This window comes from Variovorax sp. P1_G12, from assembly GCF_056405555.1.
On sequence record NZ_JBFUBW010000033.1, the window covers coordinates 67,811 to 81,990 of the forward strand.

Sequence of the window (14,180 nt, forward strand, 5' to 3'; positions counted from 1 at the left end):
TCATCGCCGGACAGCGCCCGAACCAGGCGCCGGCCTCGAACGGCGGCTTGTGGCTGCGCTTGAGGAGGCCAACGTTCGTTGGCCTCCTGAAAGATCCGGTTGGCGAATCGGCAACCGCGAGGATTGTCTAACCGATGTCGAAGCGGCCAAGGTTCATCACCTTGGTCCATGCCGCGACGAAGTCCTTCACGAACTTCTCCTTTGCGTCCGAACTGCCGTAGACCTCGGCCAGCGCGCGCAGCACTGAATTGGAGCCGATGGCCAGGTCCACGCGCGTCGCGCTGCCCTTGGGCTCGCCCGTCTTGCGTTCAACGCCCTCGTACAGGTTGTTCTCGCCGGGCACGGCCTTCCAGGTCGTGTTCAGGTCGAGCAGGCGCACGAAGAACTCGTTGGTCAGCGCGTGCTCCTTCTGGCCGAAGATGCCGTGCTTGGTGGCACCGACGTTGGCGCCCAGCGCGCGCATGCCGCCCACCAGCACCGTCATCTGGGGCGCGGTCAGGGTGAGCAGCTGCGCCTTGTCGATCAGCAGCGCATCGGCGGGAACGTTGAAGTCCTTCTTGAGGTAGTTGCGGAAGCCGTCGGCCACCGGCTCGAGCACCGCCATGGCCTGCACATCGGTCTGCTCCTGCGTCGCGTCCATGCGGCCCGGGGTGAAGGGCACCGTCACCTTGTGACCGGCGTTCTTGGCCCCCTGCTCGACGCCGGCGCAGCCGGCCAGGACGATCAGGTCGGCCAGCGACACCTTCTTGCCGCCCGATTGCGCCTTGTTGAACTCGCCCTGGATTCCTTCCAGCGTCTTGAGCACCTTGGCCAGCCTGGTCGGCTCGTTGACTTCCCAGTCCTTTTGAGGCGCGAGGCGGATGCGGCCGCCGTCGGAGCCGCCCCGCATGTCGGAGCCGCGGAAGGTGGAGGCCGAGGCCCAGGCGGTCAGCACCAGGTCGGACACCGACAGGCCCGAGGCCAGCACCTTGGTCTTGAGCGCCGCGATGTCCTTGTCGTCGACCAGGGGATGGTCGACCTTCGGAATCGGGTCTTGCCAGATCAGCGCTTCGGCGGGCACTTCCGGGCCGAGGTAGCGCGAGCGCGGGCCCATGTCGCGATGCGTCAGCTTGAACCAGGCACGCGCAAACGCGTCGGCAAGCTGCTCGGGGTGCTCGAGGAAGCGCCGCGAGATCTTTTCGTAGGCAGGGTCCAAGCGCAGTGAAAGATCGGTGGTCAGCATGGTGGGCACGCGCTTCTTCGACTTGTCGTGGGCATCCGGAATGTCCGCCGCAGCGCCCTTGGCCTGCCACTGTCCGGCGCCGGCCGGGCTCTTGACCGGTTCCCACTCGAACTTGAACAGGTTCTCGAAGAAGTGGTTGCTCCACTGCGTCGGCGTCTGCGACCACGTGACTTCCAGGCCGCTGCCGATCGCATCGCCGGCGATGCCGCTGGCGTAGGTGCTCTTCCAGCCCATGCCCATCTCCTCCAGATCGGCCGCTTCCGGGGCCGAGCCGACGAGGTCTGCCGGGCCGGCGCCGTGGGTCTTGCCGAAGGTGTGGCCGCCGGCGATCAGGGCGACGGTTTCCTCGTCGTTCATCGCCATGCGGGCGAAGGTTTCGCGGATGTCCCTGGCCGCCGAGACCGGGTCCGCGTTGCCGTTCGGGCCTTCCGGGTTGACGTAGATCAGGCCCATTTGCACCGCGGCGAGCGGGTTTTCCAGGTCGCGGTCGCCGGTGTAGCGCTTGTCCTCCAGCCACGTCGTCTCTTTGCCCCAGTAGACGTCCTGGTCGGGCTCCCAGGTGTCCGGGCGGCCGCCGCCGAAGCCGAAGGTCTTGAAGCCCATCGATTCCAGGGCCACGTTGCCGGACAGGATCATCAGGTCGGCCCAGGAGATCTTGCGGCCGTACTTCTGCTTGATCGGCCACAGCAGTCGGCGCGCCTTGTCGAGGTTGACGTTGTCGGGCCAGCTGTTGAGCGGCGCAAAGCGCTGCTGGCCCCGGCCGCCGCCGCCACGCCCGTCGCCGGTCCGATAGGTACCGGCGCTGTGCCAGGCCATACGGATGAACAGAGGGCCGTAGTGGCCGAAGTCCGCCGGCCACCAGTCCTGCGAGTCCGTCATCAGCGCACGCAGATCCTTCTTCAGCGCCTCGTAGTCGAGGCTCTTGAACTCCTTCGTGTAGTCGAAGTCCTCGCCCATCGGATCGGACTTGGAGGAATGCTGGTTTAGCAAGTCCACCCGCAACTGGTTGGGCCACCAGTCACGATTGACAGGGCCGCGGGTCACCGCATGGTGGAAGGGGCACTGGGCTTCCGCTTGTGTCTGGCTCATGGTGAATCTCCGGTTTTTTGACGAGATCTCTGCATTCTGGATGCCGCACGGACGAACAGGGAAAAGGCTTTGCCTATGACGCTCATAGGATTGTCACGTTGACGGACCGTGGTCGCAACAACGGGTTGTAACCCCGGGCTGCGACCCGCGCCCAACCCCGCACCCCTTGTCGCCCCGGCGCAGGGGGATTCCTGTGTTCACAGACCCCTAGTGCGCCGCTTCGATCCGGATCACGGTGAACTTGCCTTCGACCCTCTCGGCCCGGAACCGGACCTTCTCGCCGACCTGGGCCTTGTCGAGCAGGGTCTCGTCGGTCACGTGGAAAACCATGGTCATGCCCGGCATGTCGAGGTTCTTGAGCGTGCCGTGCTTGATCGTGAGCTTCTTGCCGGCCTTGTCGATCTTGCGAATCTCGCCTTCGGAGAGTTCCGATGCGTCGCCGGACTCGGCGGCCGCGCCGGCGGCGGCCTGAACGGGCGTGCCGGACTGGGCGCTGGCCGCCCCGGCGACCGTGAGTGCTGCAACGAATGCCGTGAAGGCGATGCGAATATGGATCATGGGATGCCCCTGAAGTGGATTGGAAGGTGGGAGAGAGCCGGACCGGATGTCCGGCGGATGGAGGGCGCGACTCACTTTCGCTCGGCCTTGCCGGCCGATCTGGCGACGCTCACGACGCCCTTCATGCCCATGTCGTAGTGGCCCGGCTGCAGGCACCCGAAGTCGACCTTGCCGGCCTTGGTGAACTGCCACACCACCTCGCCGGTCTTGCCTGCCGCGAGGGTCACCATGTTCGGATCGGCGTGCTCCATCTCCGGGTTCTTCTTCATGGCTTCGTAGTGTTCCTTGAGTTCCTGCTCGGTGCCGAGGACGAATTCGTGCTTCAGAACGCCGGAGTTCCTGATGACGAAGCGCACCGTCTCGCCCTGCTTGACGGTGATGTCGGCAGGCGTGAAACGCATGGCGTCCGTCATGTCGACATGGATCGTGCGGGTGGCCTTGGCGGCCACGCCGGGCTTGCCGATCGCCTGGTCGGCGTCATGGCCATGGCCGCCGGCATGGGTGCCCGACGCCGAAGCGGCCACGGCAGCCAAGGCGAGCAGCGCGGCGAGGGAGGTGTTGCGCAGTGATGGCTTCATAGGTTCATTTCTTGTGAGGAGGGAGGATAGGAATCAGTGGCCGGAGTGGCCGCCGGCAGGCTTGCGAATCTGGACTTCGATGTTCTTGGCGGGCATGTTGTTGGCGGGCATCGCAGCCGCGCCGGCGCCGCGTTGCCGCGGCGCCTCGGGCGGTGGGCTGCCCAGTTCGTAGGCGACCGTGCCCTTCGGATGCTTGAACCAGCCGGGGTTGCTGTAGTCGCCGGGCTTCTGGCCCTTGCGTACCTTCAGGACGCTGAACATGCCGCCCATCTCGACCGAGCCGAACGGGCCTTCGCCCGTCATCATTCGCGCGGTGTTGTCGGGGATCGGCATCTCCATCTCGGCCATGTCCGCCATGCCGCGCTCGCCCATCACCATGTAGTCGGGCACCAGGTCCGCGATCTGCCGGGTGATGTCCTTGTGGTCGACGCCGATCAGGGTGGGAACGTCGTGGCCCATGGCGTTCATGGTGTGATGGCTCTTGTGGCAGTGGAAGGCCCAGTCGCCCTCCTCGTCGGCCAGGAACTCGATCTGCCGCATCTGGCCGACCGCCACATCGGTCGTGACTTCGTACATGCGGGTGCTCTTCGGCGTGGGCCCGCCGTCCGTTCCGGTGACCAGGAACTCGTGCCCGTGGAGGTGCATCGGGTGATTCGTCATCGTCAGGTTGCCGATCCGGATGCGCACCTTGTCGTTGAGCCGGACGTTGAGCGAGTCGATGCCGGGGAAGATCCGGCTGTTCCAGGACCAGAGGTTGAAGTCCAGCATCGTCATGATCTTGGGCGTGGCGCTGCCGGGCTCCACGTCGTAGGCATTGAGCAGGAACACGAAGTCGCGGTCGACCTTGTCGATCAGCGGGTGTTCGCCCTTCGGATGCGTCACCCAGAAGCCCATCATCCCCATCGCCATCTGCACCATCTCGTCCGCATGCGGGTGGTACATGAAGGTGCCCGGGCGGCGCGCCACGAATTCGTAGACGAAGGTCTTGCCTGGCCGGATGGCCGGCTGGGTCAGGCCCGTGACGCCGTCCATGCCGTTGGGCAAACGCTGCCCGTGCCAGTGGATGCTGGTGTGCTCGGGCAGCTTGTTGGTCACGAAGACCCGGACCCGGTCGCCTTCCACGACTTCGATGGTCGGGCCCGGCGACTGGCCGTTGTAGCCCCACAGGTTGGCCTTGAAGCCGGGCGCCATTTCGCGCACCACGGGCTCGGCCACCAGGTGGAACTCCTTGACGCCGTTGTTCATGCGCCAGGGCAAGGTCCAGCCGTTGAGCGTGACCACCGGGTTGTACGGCCGTCCGCTCGGGGGCGCGAGCGGCGGCATGGTGTCGGGCGTCGTCTGGAGCACGGGCTCGGGCAAGGCGGCCATGGCCACCTTGCCGACGCTCGCGGCCGCGATGGCGCCCGTGATGGCGCCCGCACCGCCTAGGAAACTGCGTCTGTTTGTCATGTCGTTCATCGATCGATGTGTCGTCGGGTTCGGGTCGCGCTCAATGCGCGGCGCCGGAGGCGGAGGCAGCCCCGGCGCCGGCCATGGGTGCCCCGGCGGCGGTCGGCTTGCCGATGACCGAGGCGGCCAGGGCGGCGTCCGCGAGCCAGAACTGCTGCTGGGCGTTGATGGCGTTGATCACGCTCGTGACCTGGTCGCGCGCTTCGGCCAGCAGCTCGAAGACGCCGATCAGCATGCCGTTGTAGCGAAGGACGTTCTCGTCGGCCATGGCCTGGCGCAGCGGCACGATCTCGTCGCGGTAATGCCGGGCGATGTCGTAGGCGGTGCGGTAGGCCGAGTAGCCCTCGCGCAGTTGCGAGGACGCGCCGCGCACGGTGGCGTCGTAGCGGTTGGCGGCGGCCAGGGACTGTGCATTCAGCGCATCGCGCTGTGCCGTTCCCCAGTCGATCAGGGGCAGCCGGATGTCGAGCTCGTAGCCGCGCCGGGTGCTCTTCGTGCCTTCCGCGTTGTCGAACACGGTGTCGTGGCGGCCGCTGAGCTCGACGTCGGTGAAGGTCGACAGCAAGTTGATCCCTTGCGACTGGCCCGCGACGTCGAGCTGGGCGCGAGCGACCTGAACGTCGAGGCGCTGCTCGGTCGCGGTGGCCGCGACTTCCTTCGCCTCGCGCGGCGCTTTCGGCAGGTCGGGAAGCCGCTCGGGCAAGACGAGCCCGGCGGCCTGGGCATCGTCCAGCCCCAAGGCACGAACCAGCTCTTCGCGCGTCGCGATGGCGGCGTGTTGCGCCGCGGCAAGCTGGGTGGTGGCGTCGGCATAGAAGACCTGCTGGCGTGCGCGCTGGAGCTTGCTGAAGTTGCCGACCAGCTGCATCCGGCGCGCGAGCTCGGCACTGGCCTGGGCCGACCGATGGACCTGTTCGGCGTACTGGCGCATCTGCTGCGCGGCGACGGCGCGGACCCAGGCCTGCTTGACCTGCGTGACCTGGTCGACCACGGTGGCGGTGAGCTGGACCTTGGCCTGGTTCGCCTGGCTCTTGGAAATCGTCAGCCGCCGCGGCAGCAGGATGAGATCCAGGAGTCCGAAGGACAGCAGACGGCCCAGTTCGAGTTCGCTGTTCAGCGTCATGCGCTCGAACGTGAAGATCGGGTTGGGCATCCGGCCCGTCTGGTTGGCTGCGGCGATGTCGGCCCAGCTCCGGGCGACCAGGGCCTGGACCGCCGGACTGTTGGCCAGCGCGACCTGGACCGCATCGTTCTGCGACAGCGGCCGGGACAGCAGTTCCTGCGTCAGCGCCGAGCGGCGGTCACGCTGCTCCTGGGTGCGGCTGAGTTCCAGCTTGCCCTGGGTGAAGGGTTGGGCACGGGCGTTGGTTTCCTGCAAGGCGTCGTCGATGCTCACCGAGGCGCAGCCGGCAAGGAAGACGACCGCGGCAGCGACGGTCGTCAAGCGCAAGGCGCGCATCATGGCGGGTCCTTTTTCACCGGCGCTGCCGGCGTGCCGTGCATCGGCATCGCGTGGCCCGGCTGCGCGGCGGCCGCACCCTGGGGCGATCCGGTCTCGGCGGGGCGGGTGTCGTTCGACGCTTCCTTGGCATAGGCCTGCCACCCGCCGCGGCGCTGGACGGTGTCGTTGGCCTTCTTCCAGGGGATGGGTTTTTCATCGGCGAAGGACTGGTAGCCCTCGAACGCGGACTTGTAGCTCAGGGTCGGTGGCGCCGCGCTGGGGGCCGTGCCGGAAGGCGCGGGCGCGGGTTGCGCCATGGCGGCCAGCGCCGCCATGACGGGTAATACGGCCAGCCAACGGGCCGGCGATGAAGGGAACATGGAGTCCTCGCAAGTGCATGAACGGTGTGCGTCGGAGCCACCCGGAATGGGCAGGACGCAGGCGATGCATGAGCGTTCGCGCCGGCCCGTGACACCAGGGCCACAGGCGAGCGAACGCGCTAGGCGCGAGGAGGCTTGTCGAGAACGCGCGGCGCGAGCGTGGCCATGGTGACGGCCGGCTCCGCCAGATCGGCGTGGGGCAGGTCGTGGAACACGGCCAGCTGCAGGGTGCTGGTCAGCGCGGTGGCATGGCACGCGCCGCAGGTGCTGCACTTGTGCTGGGTGTCTTGCGCCGCGCTGACGCTCTGGCCGCCGTCGTCGTTCGCGGGCGGCTTGGCTTCCTGGTGCGGGTGGCCATGGCCGTCACCGTGCGGGTGCTGGGCATGGTCGTGCGCCACGGAAGGCTCGGCGGACACCGCGGCCGTCGCACCGGCATGCCCCGGCCCGCAGTAGAGCATGGCTGCCGCCGCGTACCCCTGGAAGGGCACGGCGATCATCATGATCCAAAGGACGAGCAGGCGAACCCGGTGCATGCCGCGCATTCTAATTGCTTCGGTGCCTGGGGCCGGTCGAGAAGCCGTGGTCGTCGGGTGACTTGTGCATGCCGGCACTCTAGGAAGCCAGTCCGGCATTCGCCGGACTGCCGGATTACAAAGAAGTAATCCTTGTGACCATGCGTGCGCCGTAACATCCGGCGATGCGAATCCTGGTCATCGAAGACGAACACAAGCTGGGCGACTACCTCGTCAAGGGACTCTCCGAAAGCGGCTTCACGGTCGATCTGGCGCGCACCGGCACCGAGGGGCGCAACCTGGCGCTCGACGGCGACTACCACCTGCTGGTACTGGACGTGATGCTCCCGGGCATCGACGGCTTCGCGGTGCTGGATGCCGTGCGCAAGTCCAAGTCGATGCCGGTCCTGATGCTGACGGCTCGCGACGAGGTGGCCGACCGGGTGCGCGGACTGCAAAGCGGCGCGGACGACTACCTCGCGAAGCCCTTCGCTTTCTCGGAATTGCTCGCCCGAATCCAGGCACTCCTGCGGCGTGGAAAGCTGCACGAGATGTCGAGCTACGTGCTCAAGGACCTGAGCCTCGACGTGCTCTCGCGCAAGGCTTCGCGCCACGGGCAACGTCTCGATCTGACCGCCAAGGAGTTCGCGTTGCTGACCCTGCTGATGCGCCGCCAGGGCCATGTGCTGTCCCGCACGCAACTGGCCGAGCAGGTGTGGGACATGAACTTCGACAGCGACACCAATCTGGTGGAAGTCGCCATCCGGCGGCTGCGCGGCAAGATCGATGATCCCTTCGACGAGAAGCTGCTGCACACGGTGCGCGGCATGGGGTACGTGCTGGAGAGCCGGCAAGGCGGCTTGCCGTGAATGCGAGCTCCATTCAGGCGGCGCTGTCGCGCTGGTTCGCGGTCCAGGCACTGCTCGGATTGAGCCTGGTCTGTGCCGCGATCTACGCCGTGACCGCCTGGAGCTTCCAGTTGAAGCAGGCCAGCGAGTTCGAACGGCAGTCCGAACTGATCCGGCATCTGATCGAGGAGTCTCGCAGCGAGACGGGCCGGGACGGCCTGCGTCACAAGCTGGACGACTTCTTTCTGACGCACTCGGAGATCAGCCTCGTGCTGCGCCAAGGCAGCGAGATCGTCTACGCGACCACGCCCAGCCGCGCCTCGGCGCGCTGGCTGTGGATGCCCGCCGACGAGCAGAAGATCCAGTCCGGCGATGCCGTCATGCATCTGCGACTGGGCATCGATGTCCAGGACGACGCCCGGTTGCTGGCCCGGCTCGCCTGGACCTTGCTGGGCGCGGTCGTCCTCGGTTCCATGCTCATCGCCTCGACCGGCGCGATGCTGGTGCGCCGGGGGCTGAAGCCCTTGAAGAGCCTGGTGGAACAGACGGCGGCCACCGGCCCCGCACATCCGGGCCGGCGCATCGATCCATCGCCCTACGCCTCGGAAATCGCGCCCTGGGTGGCGCAGTTCAACGCGGTGCTCGATCGGGCCGAACAAGCCTATCAGCAACTCGAAGCGTTCAACGCCGATGTGGCGCACGAACTGCGCACGCCTCTGGCCAATCTGATCGGGATGGTGGAGGTCGAGCTGGCCCGGCCGAGATCGGCCGACGAACTGCGGGAAGCGCTGCTGTCGGCACTGGAAGAGGCGCGGCGCGTCTCCACGATCGTGACCGACATGCTCTTCCTCACCCAGGCGGACCGGGGCGCCGTCGCGCGCCGCCTGGCGCCGGTCAGTCTCGCCGAACAGGTGCGCACCGTGCTGGATTTTCACGAGGCCACGCTCGAAGTCGCGGGACTGCGCGTGCATGTGGCCGGCGACGCGCAGGTCGGCATCGACACCGGGCTGGTGCGCCGGGCGCTCTCGAACCTGCTGAGCAATGCCAGCCGGTATGCGACGCCCGGCTCCACGATCGCGGTGGCGATCGAAGCGCAGCCGGGCAGCGTCTGGGTCAGGGTTGCCAACCGGGGGCAGCCGGTCGCGGCCGATGAGTTGCCCCATCTTTTCAAGCGCTTCTTCCGGGCGGAGCGGTCTCGCACCGACTCGTCCGAGCACCATGGGCTCGGCCTCGCCATCGTGGCGGCAATCGCGCGGATGCACGGCGGTCAGACGCGGGCCACGTCGCGATCGGGGGTGACCGAGATCGGTTTCTCCGTGGCGATGCGCGAAGGCTGACATGACGCGACTGTCATCTGGCTGTACGGGAATCCGCGGATCCGCAACCTAGAGTGGGTGAACCGAAAGCGACAAGCTTCTGGTGCTTGTCTCGGCCGGCCACAACGCCACTCTATTTGTCAAAGGATCGAAGATGAACATCTCCCGCAAGCACTCCCTGCTGCTGACCCTCCTGCTCGGCGCGATCGCAGGTCCCGCCTCGGCCGGCAACTATGCGGAGGGCGATCCCCGGCCCGCGCCGCTGACCTCCGCCACGAACCGCGATGCCGTGGCGGCCGACACCCGGGGCTGGCTGCAGAACGCACCGGACCGAGGGTATCCCGAGGGCCACCCGCGCGCCGCGGTGAGCGTCTCCGCCAACAGCCGGGCGATGGTCCAGGCCGACACCCTGATCTGGATGCGTTCGGGACTGGCCGCCGCACAGAACGGCGAAGCCGGCGCCGACATGTCCACGCCCGCGTCCAGGCAAGCCGCCGCCGAGTACGCGCGCCTGCGCAGCGGTGCGGAGGTCGGCGCGCGCGCCGACCGCATCACGCGATAGGGGAACGCGGCGATGTCGCCGATTCGGCGGCCTCACCGGCGGCGGCGGAGGGGGGCGAGTCGATGTCGCGCTTCGTCAGCTTGCCGTCCACGGTCGCGCCGCAATCCATCCGCAACTGCTGGTAGTCGATGTTGCCGGTGACATGTGCATTCGCCTGCAGTTCGACGAAGTGGTCGGCGAACACGTCGCCGACGATCGTTCCGTTGACGACCACGTCGTAACCATGCACGTTGCCGGTGATCGAGCCTCGGTTGCTCAGCACGGGCAGTGTCTGGCTGCCGGTCTTTCCGCTGATGTTGCCCTGCACGTGGCCATCCAAGCGCAGGCCCTCGCTGAATTCAAGGTTGCCGATGAGGCGCACATCGTGCGCGACCAGGGTCGCGAACTTCGCTTGACGGATTCCCGCCGATTTCTTCTTGCCGAACATGGACGATTTCTGATTGAGGAATGGAATGGAATGGGATGCCGCATCGCTCCTGGCGGGCCGCCAGCGCGGGATCGACGACTCAAGGTCGCGTCGCGCGTTGCCCGCGCAAAAAGCGGAGTTCCGTGCCAAGCCGGCTGACTTCCGCAGCGGACTCATCGGCGGCTTTCTGCATGGCGGCGCGCGCGGCCTCTTCCTGCGCCAGCGCCAGCCGAGTGCGCGCCAGTTCCGCCTGAACGAGCTCTTCGGAGGGCGTCGCAACACACGGTCCGATCGGCGCTGCTTCGCGCTGCCCGTGCCACTTCGACACCGCCGCGCCGGCCGCGAGGCATGCCGCGCACACGGTGGCCCACGTCCCTACCCTGGCGGCAATGGATCGAACGGGCCGCAGCGCATAGGCTCGCGTGGCGAGGCGGCTCGAAGCGCGAAAACCGCGCGGATCAGCCATTGGAATTTGCAGCGAACAGTGTCAGGTAGTTGGCCGGATCGATGGGCTCGCCGTTCTCCAGCACCTCGAAATGCAGGTGCGGTCCGGTCGAGCGGCCGGTCGATCCGACGTCGGCGATGTGCTGTCGCGGCATCACCAGATCGCCCTCGCGCGCGACCAGGCGCGATGCGTGCGCGTAACGGGTGACCAGCCGGTTGCCATGATCGATCTCGACCACATTGCCGTAGCCGGGTTTCTGTCCGGAGAAACTCACGCGGCCGCCGGCCGTGGCGAGAATCGGCGTCCCAGTCAGGGCGGCGAGATCGATGCCCGAATGAAAGCTCAGGCGACGGTCGAAGGGATCGATTCGATTCCCGAAGGGCGAGCCAAAGTGGGCGCCATCGACCGGCGAGCGCCCCGGAAGCGCGGCCCAGGCGACCGTGTGCGTGACGGCCTCCTGTTCGAGCCGAACCAGCGCGTCGGCAATGCACTCGACTTGGCGGCGCATACGGCCGACTTCGGCCTGAGCGGGCGCTGCCGTCGCGTCGGCGCAAGGCCGCGGCGGCAAGGCCGGACCGCCTTCGCCATCGTGCGCGGCATGGTCTGCGGAGGTGTTCGACGGGCGGAGCGACGCCTTCGGCGACTTGAGACGTGATTGAAGTCCGCGCAGTTCGCCGACATGCGCAGCCAGACGGGAAAGCCGCGGCTCCATCTGTGCGACCGATGCGTTCAGCTTGCCCAGTTCGTCCACCACATAGGCGCGCGCGGCGCCATGCGCGGCCTGATTGCCCGCCGCTTCGCGCTCGGCCCAATGCGCTCCGACGGCGGCACCCAGTGCGAGCGCGGCGGCCGAAGCCGCCGCTGCAGCAGCGAGGGCGATCGTCACTGCCGCACGACGCGTGACGAAACGGATCGATCCGTTGCTGAGATGACGGCCTGTGCCGAACAAGAATAGGGGGCGTATTCGCATGGAGACAATTTCGAAGATCCGGGGCCATCGCAGCGCCACGCGCGACTCGACCACGGAGGTGGTCGTGCGCGGGGGCGCGAAGGCTCTTGATCTCTGAGTGGAGAACGAGGCGCGCAGCCGCTTCGGCCACGCTTAAGAGGTCCGGTTGCGCCACTTCCATGCGCATTCCGGCGACTCAAGACTCAAGCACTTGGCCGACGGGACAATCCTTGGGGGGGCAGGATTCCGAACGCACAGGCGCTGAAGTTGCTTGACGTTGGCCATTGTCTCTGCTGGCCTCGATGCGTCATATGGGAAAGATCTGAAAGCATCGGACTTGCATCCGACTTCCCGGGGTGATTGGGCGTAGGCGGACTGAAGGGCCTCCGAGTTCGGAGGCAGTTAAAATAGGATCTTCATGCTCCGCTGGCTCGTCACTGCTGTTATTGCGCTCGTGCTGTGTTGCTTCGGCTTCGCCACCGCCGCCGCCCAGAGCGCATCGGGCATGCCTCAGCACGGCTCTGCGCAGGCGCAGGATCTGATGGCGGCCGCGGGCGCACCGGCCGACACCGGGGACGAAACCCCCGGCCACGACGAACAGCGTCACGACTGCAGCGAAATCCTGATCGGCGGCCCGAGCCCGTTCGTCCCGCTGGCCGTGTCGCAGTTGGCGCCGCAACCGCCATCGACGCTCAGGGCATCGCCCTTTCTCGAGCATCCCAAGCGGCCACCCCGCGGCCAGGCCTTCACGCTCTAGGCCCGCTGCACGCGGGGGCCCTGCCCCCCGTTGCCAGCACCCTGCAGCACGACGTTTCGCACGTCACGCTGCGACTCCCTCGGGCGGCGCTTGGCCGCCCCTGATCACAAGAAAGAATCATCGATGCGTCTCACCACCAAAGGCCGCTTCGCAGTCACCGCCATGATCGACGTGGCACTGAACGGGCGCACCGGCCCGGTCAACCTGTCCTCCATCCACCAGCGTCAGCGCATTTCGCTGTCTTATCTGGAACAGCTGTTCGGCAAGCTGCGACGCCAAAAGCTGGTCGAATCGACACGCGGGCCGGGCGGGGGCTATTCGCTCGCCCGAAAGGCCTCGGACATCAGCGTGGCCGAGATCATCCTGTCGATCGACGACGAGGCCGAGCTGAAGGCACGCCCTCAGCGCCCCGATGCGCCGGGCGCCGTGCACCGCTGCACCACCGACGAACTGTGGGATTCGGTGAATCGCCGCGCGGTCGAATTCCTGGAGTCGATCACGCTGCAAAGCCTGGTCGACGAGCAGATCAGCAAGGGCGTGAGGGTGGCCCGCAAGGCCGGCGTGCCGGTGCTGCCCGGTCGCGTGAAGCCACCGCCGGTCAATGCGCCGAACTCGGTGTTCGCGATGGGGGCGCTGCTGGCCAAGCGCTGAGCTGCGCTTCGCCGCGAGCCGCCTGCTGTCTTCCCCTTGAGGGAGCGTGGGGGCGACTCAGGCCGGCGCCGGGCCGCCCCAAGGCGGCCTGCGGCCCCCTCGGGGGGCAGCGACCCACACGAAGTGGGGGAGCGTGGGGGCCATTCAAGCTCTGGCGGCGAACTTCGCGAGCGCGATCAAGCCGACCACCAGCAGCAGCACGAGCACCAGCGCGATGGCGATCATCGGCACCGCGCCTGCCTGGTCGACCCGCTCGTCGGCGTCGGCCCGGCGGCCGCCCAGGCCGATGAGGCCCCAGAGAACGGCACGCAGGTAGCGAAGAAAATTGGACATGGCAGCCTCACGAGAATGCCATCCAATGTGACGCCGAAACGCTGCCGGGTAAAGAATCAGTTCGCCCCGATTCGACCGTCGCAGATGGCGGCGCCGGGGCTTCGTTGACGCCGTCGTTGCGAGGCCGCGTCGGCGAGCCGCGCGTGAGCGGGCAGGCATTCTCGCTCGGGTTCGACGCCCGGCGATGGGATACCCTGTGCGCCCTGCCCGCTTCATGAACGCCGCCGCCCGCCCCGACCCCGATGCCCTGCTCGCGCAACTGCGCGCGGAGGACGAGCGCGCGCGGCGCGGCCGGCTGCGCATCTACTTCGGCGCCAGCGCGGGCGTCGGCAAGACCTGGGCGATGCTCAGCGCGGCGCAGCGCGAGCACGCGGCCGGGCGCGACCTGGTGATCGGCGTGGTCGAGACGCATGGCCGCAGCGAGACCGCGGCGCTGCTGGCCGGCCTCCAGGCGCTGCCCCTGCGCGAGCTGCCCTACCGCGGCCGTACGCTGCGGGAGTTCGACCTCGACGCCGCGCTGGCGCGCCGGCCGGCCGTGCTGCTGGTCGACGAGCTCGCCCACACCAACGCCCCGGGCTCGCGCCACGCCAAGCGCTGGCAGGACGTGCAGGAACTGCTGGCCGCCGGCATCGAGGTCTGGTCGGCGCTCAACGTGCAGCACCTCGAAAGCCTCAACGGCACGGT

The 14,180-nt window shown here is 67.5% G+C and carries 17 protein-coding genes; 6 read left to right on the top strand and 11 right to left on the bottom strand.

Annotated features, from left to right (window positions below; genetic code table 11):
- Positions 1-127: 127 nt before the first annotated feature.
- The 7 genes from katG to AC1D2O_RS29885 all read right to left on the bottom strand — a co-directional run bounded on the left by katG (position 128) and on the right by AC1D2O_RS29885 (position 7,250).
- The gene (katG, locus tag AC1D2O_RS29855; RefSeq protein ID WP_478158374.1) at positions 128-2,311 is read right to left on the bottom strand and encodes a catalase/peroxidase HPI; all 2,184 of its coding nucleotides are present in this window, start codon (positions 2,309-2,311) and stop codon (positions 128-130) included.
- A 207-nt stretch (positions 2,312-2,518) separates the two neighbouring features.
- On the bottom strand, positions 2,519-2,869 hold the full coding sequence (locus AC1D2O_RS29860; RefSeq protein WP_478088710.1) for a copper-binding protein: 351 nt from the start codon (positions 2,867-2,869) through the stop codon (positions 2,519-2,521).
- 71 nt (positions 2,870-2,940) lie between these two features.
- The gene (locus AC1D2O_RS29865; RefSeq protein ID WP_478088711.1) at positions 2,941-3,447 is read right to left on the bottom strand and encodes a cupredoxin domain-containing protein; all 507 of its coding nucleotides are present in this window, start codon (positions 3,445-3,447) and stop codon (positions 2,941-2,943) included.
- A gap of 33 nt (positions 3,448-3,480) precedes the next feature.
- A complete protein-coding gene (locus AC1D2O_RS29870; protein WP_478088713.1) occupies positions 3,481-4,896 on the bottom strand; it encodes a multicopper oxidase family protein in 1,416 nt (471 codons plus the stop codon).
- Between the two features lie 40 nt (positions 4,897-4,936).
- Positions 4,937-6,358, bottom strand: a complete 1,422-nt coding sequence (locus tag AC1D2O_RS29875; RefSeq protein WP_478088714.1) for a TolC family protein — start codon at positions 6,356-6,358, stop codon at positions 4,937-4,939.
- Positions 6,355-6,717 carry a hypothetical protein gene (locus tag AC1D2O_RS29880; RefSeq protein ID WP_478088716.1) on the bottom strand — a complete coding sequence of 121 codons (363 nt, stop codon included), beginning with the start codon at positions 6,715-6,717 and terminating at the stop codon, positions 6,355-6,357. The genes AC1D2O_RS29875 and AC1D2O_RS29880 overlap by 4 nt, the downstream gene beginning before the upstream one ends.
- A 119-nt stretch (positions 6,718-6,836) precedes the next feature.
- On the bottom strand, positions 6,837-7,250 hold the full coding sequence (locus AC1D2O_RS29885) for a hypothetical protein (protein ID WP_478088717.1): 414 nt from the start codon (positions 7,248-7,250) through the stop codon (positions 6,837-6,839).
- Between the two features lie 164 nt (positions 7,251-7,414).
- On the opposite strand from AC1D2O_RS29885, the gene AC1D2O_RS29890 reads away from it, so the two are divergent.
- From AC1D2O_RS29890 to AC1D2O_RS29900, 3 genes are all read left to right on the top strand, one after another.
- On the top strand, positions 7,415-8,098 hold the full coding sequence (locus AC1D2O_RS29890) for a heavy metal response regulator transcription factor (RefSeq protein ID WP_478088718.1): 684 nt from the start codon (positions 7,415-7,417) through the stop codon (positions 8,096-8,098).
- Positions 8,095-9,414 carry a heavy metal sensor histidine kinase gene (locus tag AC1D2O_RS29895; protein WP_478088720.1) on the top strand — a complete coding sequence of 440 codons (1,320 nt, stop codon included), beginning with the start codon at positions 8,095-8,097 and terminating at the stop codon, positions 9,412-9,414. Before AC1D2O_RS29890 ends, AC1D2O_RS29895 begins: the two co-directional genes overlap by 4 nt.
- A 133-nt stretch (positions 9,415-9,547) precedes the next feature.
- Positions 9,548-9,955, top strand: coding sequence for a hypothetical protein (locus tag AC1D2O_RS29900; protein WP_478088722.1), 408 nt, complete (start codon positions 9,548-9,550; stop codon positions 9,953-9,955).
- On the opposite strand, the gene AC1D2O_RS29905 is transcribed toward AC1D2O_RS29900, so the two are convergent.
- From AC1D2O_RS29905 to AC1D2O_RS29915, 3 genes are all read right to left on the bottom strand, one after another.
- On the bottom strand, positions 9,945-10,382 hold the full coding sequence (locus AC1D2O_RS29905; protein WP_478088724.1) for a bactofilin family protein: 438 nt from the start codon (positions 10,380-10,382) through the stop codon (positions 9,945-9,947). The genes AC1D2O_RS29900 and AC1D2O_RS29905 overlap by 11 nt on opposite strands.
- 79 nt (positions 10,383-10,461) lie before the next feature.
- The gene (locus AC1D2O_RS29910; RefSeq protein WP_478088726.1) at positions 10,462-10,827 is read right to left on the bottom strand and encodes a hypothetical protein; all 366 of its coding nucleotides are present in this window, start codon (positions 10,825-10,827) and stop codon (positions 10,462-10,464) included.
- Positions 10,820-11,776, bottom strand: coding sequence for a M23 family metallopeptidase (locus AC1D2O_RS29915; RefSeq protein WP_478088741.1), 957 nt, complete (start codon positions 11,774-11,776; stop codon positions 10,820-10,822). Before AC1D2O_RS29915 ends, AC1D2O_RS29910 begins: the two co-directional genes overlap by 8 nt.
- 397 nt (positions 11,777-12,173) lie before the next feature.
- Here AC1D2O_RS29915 and AC1D2O_RS29920 point away from each other — a divergent pair, with 397 nt between their 5' ends.
- Entirely contained in the window at positions 12,174-12,512 is a 339-nt protein-coding gene (locus AC1D2O_RS29920; protein WP_478088729.1) for a hypothetical protein, read from the top strand.
- Between the two features lie 123 nt (positions 12,513-12,635).
- The gene (locus AC1D2O_RS29925) at positions 12,636-13,163 is read left to right on the top strand and encodes an Rrf2 family transcriptional regulator (protein ID WP_478088731.1); all 528 of its coding nucleotides are present in this window, start codon (positions 12,636-12,638) and stop codon (positions 13,161-13,163) included.
- 144 nt (positions 13,164-13,307) lie between these two features.
- Here the strand turns inward: AC1D2O_RS29925 and AC1D2O_RS29930 are convergent, their stop codons facing one another.
- Positions 13,308-13,496, bottom strand: coding sequence for a DUF2970 domain-containing protein (locus AC1D2O_RS29930; protein ID WP_478088733.1), 189 nt, complete (start codon positions 13,494-13,496; stop codon positions 13,308-13,310).
- A gap of 214 nt (positions 13,497-13,710) precedes the next feature.
- On the opposite strand from AC1D2O_RS29930, the gene AC1D2O_RS29935 reads away from it, so the two are divergent.
- Positions 13,711-14,180, top strand: a 470-nt coding sequence (locus tag AC1D2O_RS29935) for a histidine kinase (RefSeq protein ID WP_478158375.1), incomplete at its 3' end; no start/stop codon positions are given.

Bases quoted from the DNA above. Each gene is read 5' to 3' on its own strand.
- AC1D2O_RS29885 (WP_478088717.1), bottom strand. From the start codon at position 7,250: ATGCACCGGGTTCGCCTGCTCGTCCTTTGGATCATGATGATCGCCGTG.
- katG (WP_478158374.1), bottom strand. From the start codon at position 2,311: ATGAGCCAGACACAAGCGGAAGCCCAGTGCCCCTTCCACCATGCGGTG.
- AC1D2O_RS29920 (WP_478088729.1), top strand. From the start codon at position 12,174: ATGCTCCGCTGGCTCGTCACTGCTGTTATTGCGCTCGTGCTGTGTTGC.
- AC1D2O_RS29900 (WP_478088722.1), top strand. From the start codon at position 9,548: ATGAACATCTCCCGCAAGCACTCCCTGCTGCTGACCCTCCTGCTCGGC.
- AC1D2O_RS29910 (WP_478088726.1), bottom strand. From the start codon at position 10,827: ATGGCTGATCCGCGCGGTTTTCGCGCTTCGAGCCGCCTCGCCACGCGA.
- AC1D2O_RS29905 (WP_478088724.1), bottom strand. From the start codon at position 10,382: ATGTTCGGCAAGAAGAAATCGGCGGGAATCCGTCAAGCGAAGTTCGCG.
- AC1D2O_RS29865 (WP_478088711.1), bottom strand. From the start codon at position 3,447: ATGAAGCCATCACTGCGCAACACCTCCCTCGCCGCGCTGCTCGCCTTG.
- AC1D2O_RS29925 (WP_478088731.1), top strand. From the start codon at position 12,636: ATGCGTCTCACCACCAAAGGCCGCTTCGCAGTCACCGCCATGATCGAC.
- AC1D2O_RS29870 (WP_478088713.1), bottom strand. From the start codon at position 4,896: ATGACAAACAGACGCAGTTTCCTAGGCGGTGCGGGCGCCATCACGGGC.
- AC1D2O_RS29880 (WP_478088716.1), bottom strand. From the start codon at position 6,717: ATGTTCCCTTCATCGCCGGCCCGTTGGCTGGCCGTATTACCCGTCATG.
- AC1D2O_RS29875 (WP_478088714.1), bottom strand. From the start codon at position 6,358: ATGATGCGCGCCTTGCGCTTGACGACCGTCGCTGCCGCGGTCGTCTTC.
- AC1D2O_RS29930 (WP_478088733.1), bottom strand. From the start codon at position 13,496: ATGTCCAATTTTCTTCGCTACCTGCGTGCCGTTCTCTGGGGCCTCATC.
- AC1D2O_RS29860 (WP_478088710.1), bottom strand. From the start codon at position 2,869: ATGATCCATATTCGCATCGCCTTCACGGCATTCGTTGCAGCACTCACG.
- AC1D2O_RS29890 (WP_478088718.1), top strand. From the start codon at position 7,415: ATGCGAATCCTGGTCATCGAAGACGAACACAAGCTGGGCGACTACCTC.
- AC1D2O_RS29915 (WP_478088741.1), bottom strand. From the start codon at position 11,776: ATGCGAATACGCCCCCTATTCTTGTTCGGCACAGGCCGTCATCTCAGC.